At 39.9% G+C, this 16,322-nt stretch carries 11 protein-coding genes and 2 tRNA genes; 6 read left to right on the forward strand and 7 right to left on the reverse strand.

The window, feature by feature from the left end:
• Window positions 1-1,013, forward strand: a 1,013-nt coding sequence (locus R2Q16_RS18380) for a glycosyltransferase family 2 protein (protein ID WP_316739280.1), incomplete at its 5' end; no start/stop codon positions are given.
• Between the two features lie 394 nt (window positions 1,014-1,407).
• Here R2Q16_RS18380 and R2Q16_RS18385 read toward each other — a convergent pair.
• On the reverse strand, window positions 1,408-1,545 hold the full coding sequence (locus tag R2Q16_RS18385; RefSeq protein ID WP_316739283.1) for a hypothetical protein: 138 nt from the start codon (window positions 1,543-1,545) through the stop codon (window positions 1,408-1,410).
• 450 nt (window positions 1,546-1,995) lie between these two features.
• Between R2Q16_RS18385 and R2Q16_RS18390 the strand changes: the two genes are divergently transcribed.
• Window positions 1,996-3,021: a transposase gene (locus R2Q16_RS18390; protein WP_316739284.1), complete on the forward strand. Its 1,026-nt coding sequence runs from the start codon at window positions 1,996-1,998 to the stop codon at window positions 3,019-3,021.
• A gap of 53 nt (window positions 3,022-3,074) precedes the next feature.
• On the opposite strand, the gene R2Q16_RS18395 is transcribed toward R2Q16_RS18390, so the two are convergent.
• The 6 genes from R2Q16_RS18395 to R2Q16_RS18420 form a co-directional block, all read right to left on the reverse strand.
• Window positions 3,075-3,146, reverse strand: a tRNA-Glu gene (locus R2Q16_RS18395).
• A gap of 29 nt (window positions 3,147-3,175) precedes the next feature.
• Window positions 3,176-3,251: transfer RNA gene (locus tag R2Q16_RS18400), tRNA-Met, on the reverse strand.
• Window positions 3,252-3,490: 239 nt separating this feature from the next.
• On the reverse strand, window positions 3,491-4,690 hold the full coding sequence (locus tag R2Q16_RS18405) for a site-specific integrase (RefSeq protein WP_316739285.1): 1,200 nt from the start codon (window positions 4,688-4,690) through the stop codon (window positions 3,491-3,493).
• A 221-nt stretch (window positions 4,691-4,911) separates the two neighbouring features.
• Window positions 4,912-5,214, reverse strand: a complete 303-nt coding sequence (locus R2Q16_RS18410; RefSeq protein ID WP_316739286.1) for a hypothetical protein — start codon at window positions 5,212-5,214, stop codon at window positions 4,912-4,914.
• 516 nt (window positions 5,215-5,730) lie between these two features.
• Window positions 5,731-7,308, reverse strand: a complete 1,578-nt coding sequence (locus R2Q16_RS18415; RefSeq protein ID WP_316739288.1) for a 7TM diverse intracellular signaling domain-containing protein — start codon at window positions 7,306-7,308, stop codon at window positions 5,731-5,733.
• Window positions 7,309-7,460: 152 nt separating this feature from the next.
• Window positions 7,461-7,820 (reverse strand): hypothetical protein, encoded by a 360-nt coding sequence (locus R2Q16_RS18420; protein ID WP_316739290.1) that lies wholly within the window; start codon window positions 7,818-7,820, stop codon window positions 7,461-7,463.
• Between the two features lie 385 nt (window positions 7,821-8,205).
• On the opposite strand from R2Q16_RS18420, the gene R2Q16_RS18425 reads away from it, so the two are divergent.
• From R2Q16_RS18425 to R2Q16_RS18440, 4 genes are all read left to right on the forward strand, one after another.
• The gene (locus R2Q16_RS18425; protein WP_316739291.1) at window positions 8,206-8,514 is read left to right on the forward strand and encodes a hypothetical protein; all 309 of its coding nucleotides are present in this window, start codon (window positions 8,206-8,208) and stop codon (window positions 8,512-8,514) included.
• Window positions 8,515-9,842: 1,328 nt separating this feature from the next.
• Window positions 9,843-11,516 carry a DUF6377 domain-containing protein gene (locus R2Q16_RS18430; RefSeq protein WP_316739293.1) on the forward strand — a complete coding sequence of 558 codons (1,674 nt, stop codon included), beginning with the start codon at window positions 9,843-9,845 and terminating at the stop codon, window positions 11,514-11,516.
• Window positions 11,517-11,885: 369 nt separating this feature from the next.
• Window positions 11,886-14,834: a TonB-dependent receptor gene (locus tag R2Q16_RS18435; protein WP_316739295.1), complete on the forward strand. Its 2,949-nt coding sequence runs from the start codon at window positions 11,886-11,888 to the stop codon at window positions 14,832-14,834.
• Window positions 14,835-14,840: 6 nt separating this feature from the next.
• Complete coding sequence (locus R2Q16_RS18440; protein ID WP_316739296.1) at window positions 14,841-16,313, forward strand: RagB/SusD family nutrient uptake outer membrane protein; 1,473 nt, start codon at window positions 14,841-14,843, stop codon at window positions 16,311-16,313.
• Window positions 16,314-16,322: the final 9 nt, after the last annotated feature.

A 16,322-nucleotide genomic window follows, 5' to 3' on the forward strand; every position in this document is an offset into this window, starting at 1 on the left:
GCACTTTTAAACTGGTTGAAGCTACATTCGGTAAACATCCTGTAGTAAAGGCATTTTCAAAACCAAATGGCGGGAAAGCTTCAGCTTTAAACTTTGGTATTACCCAGGCTTCATCTGATTACCTAATCTGCATCGATGCCGATACGCAATTGAAAAAAGATGCGGTTCAGGAATTGATGCTTTACTTTAACGATGAAAGTACTGCCGCGGTTGCCGGTACAGTAAAGGTTGGAAATGCAAAGAATTTGATTACCCAGTGGCAATCCATTGAATATGTTACCTCACAAAATATGGACCGCAGGGCTTTCGACCTGCTCAATACCATTACCGTTGTGCCCGGGGCCATCGGTGCATTCCGAAAAAATGTGGTTTTAGAGGTTGGCGGCTTTACTACGGATACCTTGGCAGAAGACTGTGATTTGACCATGCGTATTCTGCGTGCTGGCTACAAAGTGAGAAACTGTTCGACTGCCATAGCCTATACAGAGGCGCCGGAAACTATAAATATGTTATTGAAACAACGTTTCAGATGGAGCTTTGGTGTAATGCAGAGTTTCTGGAAAAACAAAAAAACGCTGTTCAATAAAAAGTATGGGTATTTCGGACTGGTAGGCCTGCCCAATATTTTGTTTTATCAGATAATCCTGCCAATATTTTCTCCTTTGGCTGATTTTTTTATGCTCATATCGCTTATCAGCGGACTTTTTTCGCTGGCCACAATAAACAACTTTACCCTGTCAGGATTCTCTGGTCTGCTGAGCCCGGAAAATGGCTTTGCGCAGGTTCTGTTTTATTACCTGCTATTTATCCTGGTTGACATTATCTTTGCTGCCATTGCTTTCAGTATGGAGGGCATGAGTTATAAAAAGCTAATTTACATCTTTCCACAACGTTTCTTCTGGAGGCAACTGATGTACATTGTACTGTTCAGGGCATTAAGAAAAGCAATAAAAGGAGAACTCAGTCAATGGGGTACATTGAAGAGAACCGGAAATGTTACGGTTAAAAATTAAAAAAAGTTGCTATTGATTTTTAAAGTTCGAGAAATAACTGTTGCGAAGCTCAACATCCCAATAATGCTTCACCTACATATATCTCATGATTAAAATTTGCCTGCACCATAATTAATTCAAATTATCGTGAAAAACTCATTTTATCAACTTACGGAAATCAATCAACACAAAATTTAAATACGTGAACATGCAATCTCAAGGCATATGAGGGCTTGGCAGAAACTTATGAAGTAACTAAAGATTTTAAAAATGCGATTAATATTTGCAAAAAAAAATCTGGAGATTGAACCGTTAACACAAATGCTAGTAAAAAACTTGATGCTTTCAAAAACAATTAGAATTACAGACTACTCATTTTATAGACTTTAGCAATTAAAAGGATGCAGTTATCCGTCTAAATCATGAAAACGGCAACTGCAGAACGGGCAAAAACCTTTTGAAGATTCTGAAGGTAAATATCGATTGTGTATTTGATTATAGTAGAGATTTCGGCATTTATCTTGTTTAAATTGTATAATATCGAATTACTCATTATTGGGTATTTTTTAGCCGTAATTTATATTGTAAAGCGGTAACATTTTGCTAAGCATTGCTAAATGATCAAACCACTACGCGAAGATAATTACCCCGAATCGAATAAAAATAATTATCTTTAAGTACACCTCTGATTATATGCACATAATCTAATTTGCCAGCCTGAGAGTGATAAGTCGTTTGGCTGCGGGGAGATTAACTCCCAACTGATAGGCTTACTATCCATACTTATTATTCAGATTGAAAGCTATAGATGCCCTGAACTTTACTATATGATGGTAATTGAATAAAGGCCTAAGTAAACCATTAATTTAGAGCATTAAGGTATGATTGAGGAGAATTTGATTCGCGGATTTATAGTATGACAGCCGGACGGAATTAGTATTAAAATTAGGTAGGACCTGGATTACGATGTAATGTCCGGCTGGCCAGGGCAAAAAAATGGAGTATGAAAAAATTCGGATTTTTTATCGGCTTTGACATCGGCAAGCTCTACCTGGACGTCTGCGTAACAGATGGAACCCGCCCCTTAGTTAGCGATCGAATAAATAATAAAACAGATGACATAAAGGTATTCTTAGCTGCCCTGAAAGCATCTACTGGTGTAAAGGCTTCCAATACTGTTTTTGGAATGGAACAGACGGGTATATATGGCAATCATCTGTTAGCTGTTTTGCTAAAGATGAAAGCTTCAATCGTAAATGAAAACGCAGTACACATCAAAAATTCTTTGGGGCTTTTAAGGGGTAAAAATGACAAACTTGATGCATTCCGCATTGCAGAATATTTATTTCGTTCCAGAGACAGGCTTTCACTATGGAAAGGTAAACGCGAAATACTTATCGAGCTATCCGCGCTATTAAGCTTAAGAGAACGTCTAATGAGTATGTTGCACATCTTAAAAGTGCCGTTAAAGGAAGCGGAAGGCTTCACCAAAAAAACTTCTTTAAATCAAAACCTGCTGCTTTGTTTGGGAACCATTAACGCAGTGAAGGTGGATATCGTGCAGGTCGAATCCAGCATCACCTCCCTTTGGTCTTCAGATGAGCCAATCGCTGCACAAATGAAAATAATCTGCTCTATTCCCTGCATCGGAGAACTCACCGCACTAAATATTATTATCACGACAAATGAGTTCAAAAACATCACTTCAGCCAAGAAGTTTGCCTGCTATGCTGGTATCGCTCCCTTCATGCGTCAGTCGGGAAGTTCTGTAATGGGTAAGAGCAGGATTTCCCATATTGCCAACAAAAAAACCAAATCGTTATTGCACACCTGCGCCATACTGTCTGTGCGTTTTGTTCCTGAACTTAAAGCTTATTTTATCCGCAAAACTGAAGGTGAGCATAAAAACAAAATGCTGGTCTATAATGCAATCCGTTCAAAACTAGTTTTAAGGGTTTTTTCCTGTATAAAAGCAATGAGGATGTTTGAGCAAGATTACGATTATAAACAAATGCAAAGTCATCCGTAGCGCCGGAGGAAACATAAAAAAAGCGCTGAATCAGTAAATTCAGCGCTTTTCTGTAGCCCGTAGGGGAATCGAACCCCTGTTTCCAGAATGAAAATCTGGCGTCCTCACCCCTAGACGAACGGGCCATTTTAAATTGAGTGTCTTTCAACTCATTTGGTAGCGGGGACACGACTCGAACGTGCGACCTTCGGGTTATGAGCCCGACGAGCTACCAACTGCTCCACCCCGCACTCTATACCTCATTCTTTTTCTTTGTTTGAGGGAGTGCAAAAGTAGGAATTGTTTTTGAAAATGCAAGGCCTATCGACAAAATTTTGAAGGGATTTTTGCTGAAATTATAATTTTTATTTTCAATTAACTGTATTTAAGCGTCTTATCTCGTTGTTTTTTTTAATAAAAAAAGTTGACTCAACAACCGATAACTTCAAAAGCTGTATGAATAAGTTCAATAAAAGAATAGCTACTAGGACTAAACCTTTTCAGATTTACTCTTTTCCAGATTGTAGGTGTCGTTTAATTTTTTCATGGACGTTATCAGGTCTGCCCGCAAGCTTTTGGCATAGATTTCGGTTCTTAAAATACTGCTGTGTCCGAGTAATTCTTTGACCTGGTTCAAGTAAGCACCATTTTCGATCAGATTGGAAGCAAATGAATGCCTTGCACAGTGAAAGCTGATGTTTTTGCGAATGTCAGCTGATTGCATCAATACTTTTATCTGCCGGTTGAGTACAGCCGCTGACATCTTAGGGAGTAGCGGGGATTCAGGGCTATGTTTGGATTGGTGGTGATATTTTTTAAGGATTGATTTAGCATTCAGGCTTAAAGGGATGATTAGGCTTCGCTGCGTTTTAATGATTTTAAGTTCAATCCTATCCGGCAATTTTTTAATGTGCTCGGCCTTTAAATTCATGATATCCGAATACCTTAATCCTGAAAAACAGCTAAATAAAAATAAATCCCTGACGCGGTTCAAAAACCCATTTTTTTCGGGAATATTAACGTTCATCACTTTTCTAACTTCCTCAATAGAAAGAAAGCTACGTTTGCTGTCTGATGCCCGGATTTTGAAATTTTTATATGGGTTTTCCAGAATATAACCTTTTAAAACTGCCTGATTGAGGATGGATTTAAAGGTTTTATGTTTGGTAAAGGCACCGTTGGCACTATTTTGCCTGACCTTCCTGAGGTAAAGTTCAAACTTTTGGATAAACTCGTAGCTTAAGTCTTCGAAATCCAGATCAGGCTTGAATATTTGCAGGATATTCAAAGTGGAACGATAACTTTTCAGTGTATTTGTTGCTTTGGCAAACTGCCATAAATCCAGTTGCTCTTGAAAGAAATCAAAAAAACTATTCTGATTAGCATCCTTGGCAAAGAAATCTTTTGCCGTTATGAGATTTACTTTTTTTCCCATGGATGCCTGGCATTCCAGGTAAGCCTCAAAGGCGGCGGCTGTTTTACTTAAAAACTTTGAAAGCAATTTTAATTTCTTTTTCTTTCGCTTTGGCGCACAGTGCTTTTGGCTCCAGTGTTTGCTTTGTATAAACTTTCCGGTGCTTATTTTTGCTGAAGCACCGCCAATATTTATTAGGAATTTGATGGGATAGGAACCATCTGCTCCGGGATTATCCAAATCAAGTATATTTTGGATGTTGAAAATAATTTTCATAAACGTATAAACTGTACCGTGTAATCCACATAAGTTGACCAAGGGATCGGCGTAGCCGACTTGTTTTTATTACGGACTCTAACAACCAATCGAATAAACTTCGTTAGGATAAAGATTTTACGGGCAGATTGAATTTGGTTAGCGGGTGCTAATCTACTACTTTTAGGAATGAGAACTGAGCCTTAGTTACAGAAATATTTTTGGTCTTGATTTGGCCTGCCTTAACCTTCTTCCTTTGCAAGCAAGAGTTTTAAAAGAGATGAATCCCGGTTGGCTGATTGCGAAATAGCGTTTTTAAGGCTTTGATTGTCCAGGCTCACATCTAAAAACATATTTCTAAGCCTTTGATTCTCGTCTTTAAGATTAACCATTTCACTAGCAATTTCCCCCAATTCACGGATGTAGGTATCGAATTGTTCCCGGCTAATATTCGATTCCAGACAGACTTGCTGTATATCCTGCCCCTGGTAGTAGGCTTGCAGTAAATGGACAATATCCTTAAATGAAAACTTTAATTCTTTCATAATCCTGTAAGTAAAAACTTGATTGGCGCTGAAATCATCCCTAACCAACGCCTGGGAAATCAGGTCGCACATTAATGGTTCAGCAAAAGACAGATTTTTACCCCATAAAGTTCAAAAATCAAATACGCAGAACTACGCAAGCCTATTAACTATTTGATGGTGAGCGCGAAAATATTTCCCTTGCATATTGTTGCAGATATATTTTGAACCAAATTTACGTTAATAATAAGCCATGCCGCCGGTGGTAAATAAATCATCCCAGATAAACCTTTTCCGTTGACATGGCTATTGCTAAAAGCGACCAAAGAAATTCATCAGATGGATTTTGTTTGGCTTTGACGATCATCTTGCTTTCAGGTATGCTCATGCAAACAGGATGCTGTTAAGCAGATTGACACATACGCACAACTACGCAGATGGTTTTAACCTGTTGTTTTTTAAGTGTTTGAATGATGTAAGTCATGGGGGTTCTGTCAGGCATAAATGCTTCTGCATCTTCCAAGAACTGTCTTGATTTTAGGACGTTTCAGCTAAATTCATTAGCCAAAGCTGCAGATTGGTTTCGCTATCCAGCCCGAGTTTCTTCCTGAGTCTGTATTTTCTGCTTTCTACGCCACGGACGCTCTGCCGGTAAGCCATTGCTATTTCTTTCGTGCTCAGATTCAGCCTCAGCAGTGCAGATAACTCCAGCTCAGAATTAACAAGTGTAGGGGCTATCGTTCTAAGTGATTGGATAAAGTGCTGCTCGTTTTCAAGAAATATGCTAAAAAATGCGGGATCTGCTTTTCGGGCCATGGCGGTAAGCTCGCTGAGCGTATAAAAATGCTTTTCCACTTTCACTTCCAGCTGGTTGCGATAGCCTTCCATCTGCATTCTCAACTCGATTTCCTGTTTGCGAAAATGCGCATTATGCCTGGAGAGCAATCTTAAACGCTGTCCAAATAAGCCAAGGCTTATCAAAATGCCTTCAATCATGCCCGCAAGACTTAAAACATTAAGGGTGTAAGATTGAAATGTCAGCACATCCTGCAAACAAAGCATCACATAAACAGAAACCAGTGCCACCGGTAGCCAGCCAATCACGTACAGCCTGTTCATCACATTGGGCAAACGGCTGTCTTTTTTAGCAATAACTTTCAGGCTGCTGTAAAAAATCAATACTGAGGTGCTAAAAGAAAGGCATTGTGTGATTACATTGGTAAGCGGGATGTTACCCAGAAGAGATAATAGTCCATGCAAGGCCCAAAGGCCGGTCAACCATTTAAAAAATTTAAGCATCAGTGGCATATTTTTGCGCAGTTTCAGAAAGCGATTATTGAACAGGATTGAACAGATGTAACCCCCGGCGATAAAGCAGTGGGCATGCCCCATGATAAACCGCGCGATATCAATATCGAATAGCAATCCATAGCCTTGCAGGTAAAAGACCATACCAAAATAATAAAGTAGCACAATTCTACCAATGTAAAGCGCAAACAGCCGGCTTCTGGTCGTCAGGTACATGAAAACATTGAAGATTAGCAAAGCAAGCCCAATTCCTGCATAAAAGAGCTGTAGTCCGTCGGTTTTCAGTAGCAGATTGTTAAGGGTGTTTTCGGGCAGAATTTTCACTGGGGCAAGCAGTGTATTGCTGGCTCGCATCCTTAAGTAAACCGTTCCGCTATTTTTTTTAAGTCCGTATAGCGGAAAAGCATACCCGGTTCCACTGATAAAACGGTCGCCTTTAGTGCCAAACATGCCTGAAGGGAAATGACGAACCTGCATCAGGCTGTCCCTGTAATATAAGTCGATGCTGTCAATATTAGCATAATTGATGTATAGGAAGGCCTGGTGATCCCCGCCGGTTGAGGCACTTAACTTCATCCACCAGACCATGCCGCTTGAACGCCCGTTGAATATTGCACTTTTACCGAGACGGAAATCCCGGCCTGATTTTTCTACCTCTTCGAAACTTGCATGTGTAGAGCTGTCAGGAAAGAAATAGGCACATTTCCCCTGATTTGTAAGCGGATATCGCTGCTGAAAAATCGCAGACTGGCAAAATACGGATTGACCGGAGAGGAGCCAGGCAAAAATAATAATCAGGATTCTCATAAAAGAAACCGTTTGTAATCTGATTGGGATGATTCATTTTACAGTCTTGGAAAATAGAAATTATTCACCATTACCTCCAAATTAAAATTTTACGCAAACGTTTGACTTTAAGAATTATTTTCAAAACTATTAAAATCACTCCACACGAATCATCATTTAATTGCTGTCAGTGTCCGGACCTTAGCCATAAGCACATCCAGGTCAAATGGTTTTTCCAGGTAATCATCCGCCTGTGCCAGCCTGGAAATTTCAGGCAGCTTAAAATTAGTGGATAGTAGCATCACTGGTATAGGATCGGCGCGCAGAATGCCCTTTACCTTGGCGCTGAACATTGCGGTGGTGGAAAGACCCGGATAATGATCGATAAGTACCAAAGCAACTTCCTGCCAGTTGATTTGATTGAATTCTGGAATATCACTAAAGCGAAGGGGATCAAAGCCTGCATCACGCATACAAAAATGCAAGATTTCGGCAATAGCATCATCACGCTCTATAATTATCACAATGGGCATCTCTCTGAGTAAATGTTTACAAAACAAAAGCATTTAAGCTTTCATACTTTAAGATGCAGCTACTCGATATTACGCGCAGCTGTTATCTTGCTGATATACAGTAAGTAAAATTTTGCGCAAAACCTTTATTAATCCGTCTACCTGGAGCATGTGGCGGGCTAAAGATAAATTGCCCGAATCATTTCATTCGCTTAAAAAACTACAGCAATGAAATGTAGGGAAGCTGCCATTTTCGATTCAAATAACACTGGATTTTTAATTAATTTTGTACGGCAGGAACTTTACAGTCCTGGATATAGTCACCATCACAACTGCTATTAAAAAATGATTTATTTACCCAAAGGATTTATAGATGAACGCGCCAGTCTCTGTGCAACTTAAAATTATGAACGCCGACTCGCAGGCAAAATTTAGTAGCGTGTCTGGCTTGGAACCTAACCATCATGCTGCTCAGAAGTTGCGATTCACGGATGGCAAAATTTTCGGAATTGCATTTTTAAGGTGGTTTGCGCAATCCCGAAAAGTCGTCTGCAAAGAAATGGAAGTTTTCTTATGGAATGATGAAACACTTTTATATAAATGGAAACTGCTCGATGTCACTTTGAGTGACTATCAGATCAGTGACAAACAGGCCACAGAGGAATATATGTTATTTGATTTCGTTGAACTGTTGGTGCAGCGGGTCGAAGCCTGAACTGGCAGTCTGGGCATAGTTCAATTTCTGAAAGCAAAATTTCAATGTGCGATGGTCAGGCATTTAGCTCTACGACTGATTGAATTGGCATAGAATTGCACAGATTGTGTAGCTGAATCGGTAAAGTACCTCTATGTATGCGCGGCTCTATCTAATCCTCGCGATGGCATGATAAATTTAAAACACCGTAAATAAGAACACTGCTAGAAGATGTAAAAAGGAAATAGTATACACTTGGATGCCGAATATAAGGTTCGCAGCAAAATAACCGATTGTTCACCGCTAGACGTTTGCTTTAACTAGCTAAATCAGCCATCAACAATTTCGATATTTGGTTGTGGTTAAATCCCCATTCTTTTCGTACATTGACAATCATTCCAAGCAAATCGGCATATGGTGCTAAGTTGTAAAGGATTTTAATAGGCTATTCTTCGATAACTACCCCCTTTAACCAATGGATGCTGCTCCATATTTTTAGTTCATAATCGGTTCGTAATTACCAACGATTTCTGAAATTTTTCTTATGTAATTTTTTGCTCAGATTAAATACCACTTTTGCCGGAATATCCCCTCTAGATAAACACAAAAAAATATTCCCCTCAGCACCAGTTTTTTAAGATGTCAGCTCATGCGGTTATGAATGCTAAAATTATATTTGCGTCATGACCGTAACCGTAATACCTACTTTCGAGACTGAATTCAAGCCATAGAATCCCTGGCAAAGATTATGAATGATCGCTTGGAGGGAATAGCAAAAGAACTCCAGACCCAGCACTTGAAATCCCTAAACGAACGTGGCTTTTCTACAGATGATTTAATAATTTACCTTTGTTATAATCCCAAATACAAAATCCGTTACTGCATAGTCTATGACATACCCGCAGATATTCAGTATTTCGTGGCAGAGCTATGGGGCCATTTAGGCTTTATACTTTGGAAAAGGATATTAGTCGAAGTCTAGTTTCAGGTTGATAGCGGATTAATTAATCAAGAAGATTTAATACTATAGTAGACTATTACGATATCTCCGTAGCCAGGATTTCTATAATAAATCATGAATGTTCATAATTAACCTGAATTATCACTAATAAAACCACTATATCTTTTGCTGAGCTTAATAATATGATCAAATCGAGAGTTGAGCGTTATTCGTTTGTAACATCCCTGGAGGAATAGAAATTTATTACCGTGTTTCATTATATTTGATTAGACCAAATATGTAAGTTTTGGAACTGTAACACTTTTCCAATACTTACCGAATAAACCAATATTGCCATATGACACGACGCCCGCTTTACTTTGAAAGGAATACATTTAAGTTTTGTGTGATGTTTATTATAGGTTTACTTATCTTTATAAATCCAATTTCAGCATCAGCGAAATCCGATAGCCTTAAAAAAGCACTCAATGAGGTATTGCAGAATAAAGCGAGTTTTGACGTAAAAAAAAGGCAATCCATTGGTAAATTAAAACAGAAACTTAAAATAAATTACCAGGATATTAATTTACGTTACCAAAATTATTTAGACCTCTTTAACGCCTACAAGTCTTATATCCATGACTCAGCATACATTTACTCCAGTAAGGCAGCTGATTGCGCTTACCAAATGAATGACAAGCAAAAAATCAACTATTCCAAAGTTAACCTGGGCTTTGTTCTGATCTCTTCAGGTATGTTCAAAGAGGGGCTTGATACTTTGCATAGTGTAAATCCTAATTTTCTGAATCCCCGTCAGCAGTTCGAATATTATTTTCTGATGGCAAGAAGCAATTTCGATCTTACGGATTATAATAAAATCCACGATTTCAGTGAGCACTATAAATCAAAAGGCTTAAAGTACTGCGATACCATTATCAACAGCTTTCCCAAAAACTCTTACGAGTATTTATCGGGTAAAGGTTTAAAACTACTTCGCAGTAAACAATACCAGGCGGCAATTGCGCCATACGAACAGCTGCTCACCATGAAATCCAGTTATCAGGATAGTGCCATCAATTACAGCTGCCTGAGTTATTTATATTTCAGCGTAAAGAAACCGGACCAAGGTTTGAACTATTTGTTTCAATCTGCGATTATAGACAACACCCATTCTATAAAAGAGTCGCTGGCGCTAGTCAACCTGGCCAAATATCTGTATGGAAAGGGGAGTGTAAAAGAAGCTTTTAATTACATCCATAACGCCATTGAGGATAATAATTTCTATGGGGCAAAACAGCGTAAAGTAGAGATCAGTAACATACTCCCGATTATCGAAAAAGACAAAATTAATGATATTGAAAAGCAAAAACGGTCACTTTTAATCTATGCCTCGATCATTACGGGACTAATCATACTCCTGATTTACTTTGCAAGCAAGACATTCAAACAATTAAAAAAAATCAGAATTGCAGACAGGCTGATCATCGAAAAAAATCACGACTTAAATAAGGTCAATGATGAGTTGCTTAAAATAAACACCTCGCTTGATGTCGCAAACCGATCTTTAACCAAGACCAACCGTAAGCTAGATGAGGTCAATCTGATTAAAGAAGAATATATCGGACATTTCTTTAATATCAATGCAGATTATATCGAAAAGCTTGAACGGCTCAAACGAAGCCTTGAAAAAATTGTACACTTAAAACAGTATGATGAATTGCAGCTGGTGATTAACCGCATGAATACCAGCACAGAAAGGGAGCATTTTTTTCAGCGTTTTGATGAGGTATTCTTAAACCTTTTCCCCGATTTTATTCAAGAATTCAATGCCCTGTTTTTAGAAGAAGACAAAACGCATCCCTGTGCGGGACAATTGTTAAGTAAAGAGCTTAGAATTTTTGCTTTAATCAGGCTGGGTATAGATGAAAATGAGACCATCGCCAAAATCCTTAACTACTCCGTAAATACAATCTATACTTATAAAACCAAGGTTAAAAACAGATCGATAGTAGCCAACGAAGCATTTAAGGAAAAAATTATGAGCATCCGCACGGTTAAAAGCGAATTTCCGCTGGACCATTAATATCCCTTTTTATCAAGATGGCATTCTGAGCTCATTTAAAAAAAAATCAGCTGCCGTAATCAACATTCCAGAAACAGGCTTTTTTGCCGCACCTCAGCTCGAAATTTGCCAAGCCAGCCTATTAAATTCATTCCTAAAGGACTAAAAACCTATTTTGTTTTCCATATTTTTTTCCAATTCATCTATATATTCTGGAATCAAAGTTAAATTTAACTAGCTGATAATAAGTTGTTTATTTCCTTGCAAAGACTTTTATTTTTAATATTCTAGTTTTCTAGCCTTGCGATTGGTTTTAAACTCCTCTTACTTTGATTTGTGATCACTGGAAGCCATTTCAGTCTCCAACTAACCAAATACTAATCAAATATTATGATGAGAAAAAATTACTTTCTTTATTCCTTTAAGTATGGTCTTTTCCTGCTCTTTCTATTCACTTTAAGCTTGACTTTCGCCCAGCAGTCCGCTTTCAATGGTCGAGTTGTTGACGAAAATAATGATCCTCTGGCTGGCGCAACTATTCAGGTCAAAGGAACGAGTCAGCGGACAACGACCAATTCTAAAGGAGAATTTCAGTTTTCTTTAAACCAAAACGCGTTAACCATCCAAGTCAATTATATGGGTTACGATGCAGCCGAGCGCACACTCGTTGGAGGTAAGGTGGCCATTATTCAGCTCAGACCAGATGCCAAATCATTATCAGATGTCGTGGTTGTAGGTTACGGCACAGCCAAAAAATCAGATGTTACCGGTGCAGTAGCCAGCATTAACAGTAAAGATTTTAACCAGGGTGCTATTACCAGTCCTTTGCAGCAGATCGCTGGAAAAGCGGCGGGGGTGGTCATCACACAAACTGGCAGCGAGCCGGGGAGTGCACCAAATATCAAAATCAGGGGCATCACTTCAATCCAGGGTAATAATAATCCACTGGTCGTTATAGATGGTGTACAAGGAGATGTCGGGTTTTTAAATCAGATTCCGCCAACAGAAATTCAGAGTATTGAGGTGCTTAAAGATGCTTCTGCAACTGCTATTTATGGTTCTCGCGGGGCATCTGGTGTCTTAATTGTAACGATGAAAAAAAGCAGAAGTGGTACCTCTATTGAATACAATGCTAATTCATCGGTCGATGTGGTGACACGGCAGCTCGAAATGCTTTCAGCAGCGGAATGGTCTCAGCAAGCGGCAGCCCGCAGTATTCCAGCTTCCTCAAATTTTGGAGCAGATACGGATTGGTTTGGTCTTTTGACCCGTAATGGGACCACCCAAAACCATACACTCACCCTTGGTGGTAGCAGTGATAATTTCTCCTACCGCGCATCACTTGGAATGGTTTTACAGAATGGTATTGTCATCAATTCAGACAATCAGCGCTTCATCGGCCGCATTGAAGCCACTCAAAAAGCATTGGACAATAAGCTCTCCATTACGATGACCTTAAATGGTACCAATGCACAGAATAATGGAAGTCCCGGTTCTATCGGAAGAGCCGCATTTACCTCCAATCTGATTTCTAATGCCTACATATCCCGGCCAACCGACCCCGTATATAGGGCAGATGGAAGTTATTTTACCGACCCGAATTTATTTCAGCCATTGAACGTTCTAGCAGCCGCAAACAGCATCGTCAGCGAATCTGAAAATAACCGGTTGCTCGGTTCTATGAGGATTAATTATAAAATAATAAGCGGGCTTTCTGCTGAGGTATTTGGGAGTTGGCAGAAAACAAACGGAACATCCGGTAACTACACTCCCGCAATCTCAACGGTTGCAGCAGCGATCGACCAGAAAGGTTATGCAAGCGTAAACAACAATAATTCAGATTATAAGCTGATGGATTTTCAGCTGAACTATAGTAAAGACTTTGGCGACCATCATTTTGACGCAGCTGCGGTGTACGAATGGCAGGCGCAGATGGATTCGGGTAGCGGAAGTGCTGCAAGAGGCTTCGTTAATGACTTGGCAACTTATAACAATTTAGGTTTAGGAGATTTTTCCAAAGTGCAGGCCGGTGATTATTCATCCTACCGCAATCAGAGAAGAACGGTTTCGGTATTGGGCCGTGCTAATTATTCATATAAAGATAGATACCTTCTTACAGCCAACTTTAGAAGAGATGGCGCGACAGTATTTGGCGCAAACCATAAATGGGGAAACTTCCCTTCAGCATCCTTGGCCTGGAAGATTGATCAGGAACCGTTCATGAAAAATCAGCATATTTTTACGGTACTGAAACTTAGAGGTGGTTTCGGAATTACCGGAAACCAACAACCGCTGAATGTATTGCAATCGTTACAGATTGTACAAGGATCAGGAACAGTATATTTTGCCGGAAATGTGCAGACTAATTTTAGGGTTACACAGAATGCTAATTCAGATTTAGAGTGGGAGCAGAAGAAATCAACTAACATTGGTCTTGATTTCGCTTTGTTGAAAGGCCGGTTGAATGGTAGTTTTGATATTTATAAAAATGTTACCGATAAGTTGTTATACGGGTACACCGTTCCACAGCCGCCTTTTCCAACAGGCTCAATTCAAGCTAATGTGGGTAGCATTCAGGGTAGGGGTGTTGAGATGGCTTTGAACTATGACCTTATCAGTAATGCTTCAACCAGACTAACACTCGGTGGAAACGTAACACTTATGGACTCTAAAGTGCTTAACCTTAGTGGCTCTTTAAATGGGGTGCCGTTAATCACCAACAATGTTCCATATGGTGGACAGAATGCATACCTGGTGGTTGGGCAAGCTATAGGTTCGTTTTATATTCTTCAGCATGGCGGGGTAAGTGCCAATGGCACGCAGATAATTGTTGACCAAGATAAAAATGGAAGAATAGATGCGGGTGCAACCAGTCCGGATAGAATTTTTGCAGGACAAAGTCAGCCCAAATATACCTTCGCCTTTACGCCAAGTTTTAGCTACAAAAACTTCGACGCATCGGTACTCGTCCGTGGATCAGGCGGTAATAAATTATTCAACGCACTTCGTTCTAATTTAAGTTTTTTAGAAAACCTTGGGAAATCCAACCTGTTACGTAGTGCTATCGATGATAACCTGTTTACCTCTGCTTATCCCCTGGCATCAGACTACTGGCTGGAGGATGGAAAATTCATCCGGTTAGAAAATGTAAATCTGGGTTACCGTATACCAACAACTAAATCAAAACACATCAGTGCTGTACGCTTCTCACTTACCGGACAAAACCTGTTGTTGATTACCAAGTACTCCGGCATTGACCCCGAAGAGACAGGCGGTGACAATGGAATTTATCCAAGGGTCAGGAATATTGCTGTGGGTTTGAACATAATTTTAAAATAGAATACCATGAAAAAAATAATTATCACTACCATAATCGCTGCAGGCTTGATGGTAAATAGCTGCACAAAAGTTGATGAAAATGTTTATGATAAATACACTGCGGGTCAATTCTTTGCAGACCCTAAAGGACCAGATATTGCGCTGGCCAGCGTATATGCCCGAATGCCCCAATTTGGAGGCGGAGACAATGGCTATTATGATACTAATAATATGTGCACCGATGAACAGGTTGTCCCACATAGAGTGAGTGGAGACTGGGGGCCGGAGAATGCCTGGTTGTACACCCGGGCCTGGACACCTGCCTTAGGTCAGATAAATAATACCTGGAATGCTTGCTATAACTCAATATATCTGGCCAATCTTGCCGTTGAACAGCTTGAAAAAGCAAATGCACCAGCAGCAAAACTAGCCGAAGTCAAAATATTACGTGCATGGTTTTACTACCTACTTATCGATGATTTTGGCGATGTACCCTTTTACACGGACAACAATATCACGACCGCTCAGCTGAAAACACAAACCAGAACGCAGATTTTTAACTGGATCGTGGGAGAAATTACGGCTAATGCTGATATTTTGCCAGAAACTAAAGGTGGTGTTTTTTACGGCCGCTTCAATAAATGGGCAGCATATACCTTTCTTGCGAAAATGTACCTGAATGCTGGAGTGTACACGGGTACAGCTAAATGGAGCGAATGTCTGGCAGCTTGTACAAAAGTGGCGTCCGGTGGTTATTCACTTCATCCAGGAACAGCAAACGCTTCAAGTCCATTGGGTAATAGATACTTCGAATTATTCGGAGATACCTGCCCGGATGATGAAACTATCTTGGCTATCTGGTTAAAAAGAAATGTTATCGGAAATAATGTTTTAGCGCTAAGGAGTGTGAACGGTCCGAATGGAGTCGCAATGTTTGGTTTTGCAGGATGGAACGGTACAATAGTCCCAGAAGAAACTTATAATAAATATGCTTCAAACGACGTCAGGATAAAACAGTTTCTGATAGGTCCCCAACCAGGAGGGGTCACCTATACACCAAAGGTAACTTCATTAATTAATCCCGGTGCAGGTATTACAGAGGGCGTCAGAGGTGTGAAATTCTACCCGGTCGCTCCAAATGATGGAAGCGGCAGTTCAAATGATTTCCCCATTTACCGATATGCGGATGTATTACTGATGATAGCAGAATGCCATCTACGCCTTGGCAATGCAGCAGCTGCAAAACCCTTTATCGACCAGGTGAGGGTAAGGGCAGGCGTTGGGGCCTTGCCTGCAAACCCTACATTGGAAAATATTTATGACGAACGTGGTTTTGAACTTAATTGGGAAGGCCACCGCAGACAGGATATGATCCGGTTTGGAACTTTTACACTTGGACACGGGCTGGTTCCGGCGGTAGATGCACATTGGCAACTATTTCCCATTCCCACGGCAGCAATGAATGCGAATCCTAATTTAAAGCAAAATGCCGGATATTAATAGTGATTA

Origin of the sequence: Pedobacter aquatilis, assembly GCF_032678425.1 — a bacterium.
Classification (GTDB): domain Bacteria; phylum Bacteroidota; class Bacteroidia; order Sphingobacteriales; family Sphingobacteriaceae; genus Pedobacter; species Pedobacter aquatilis_B.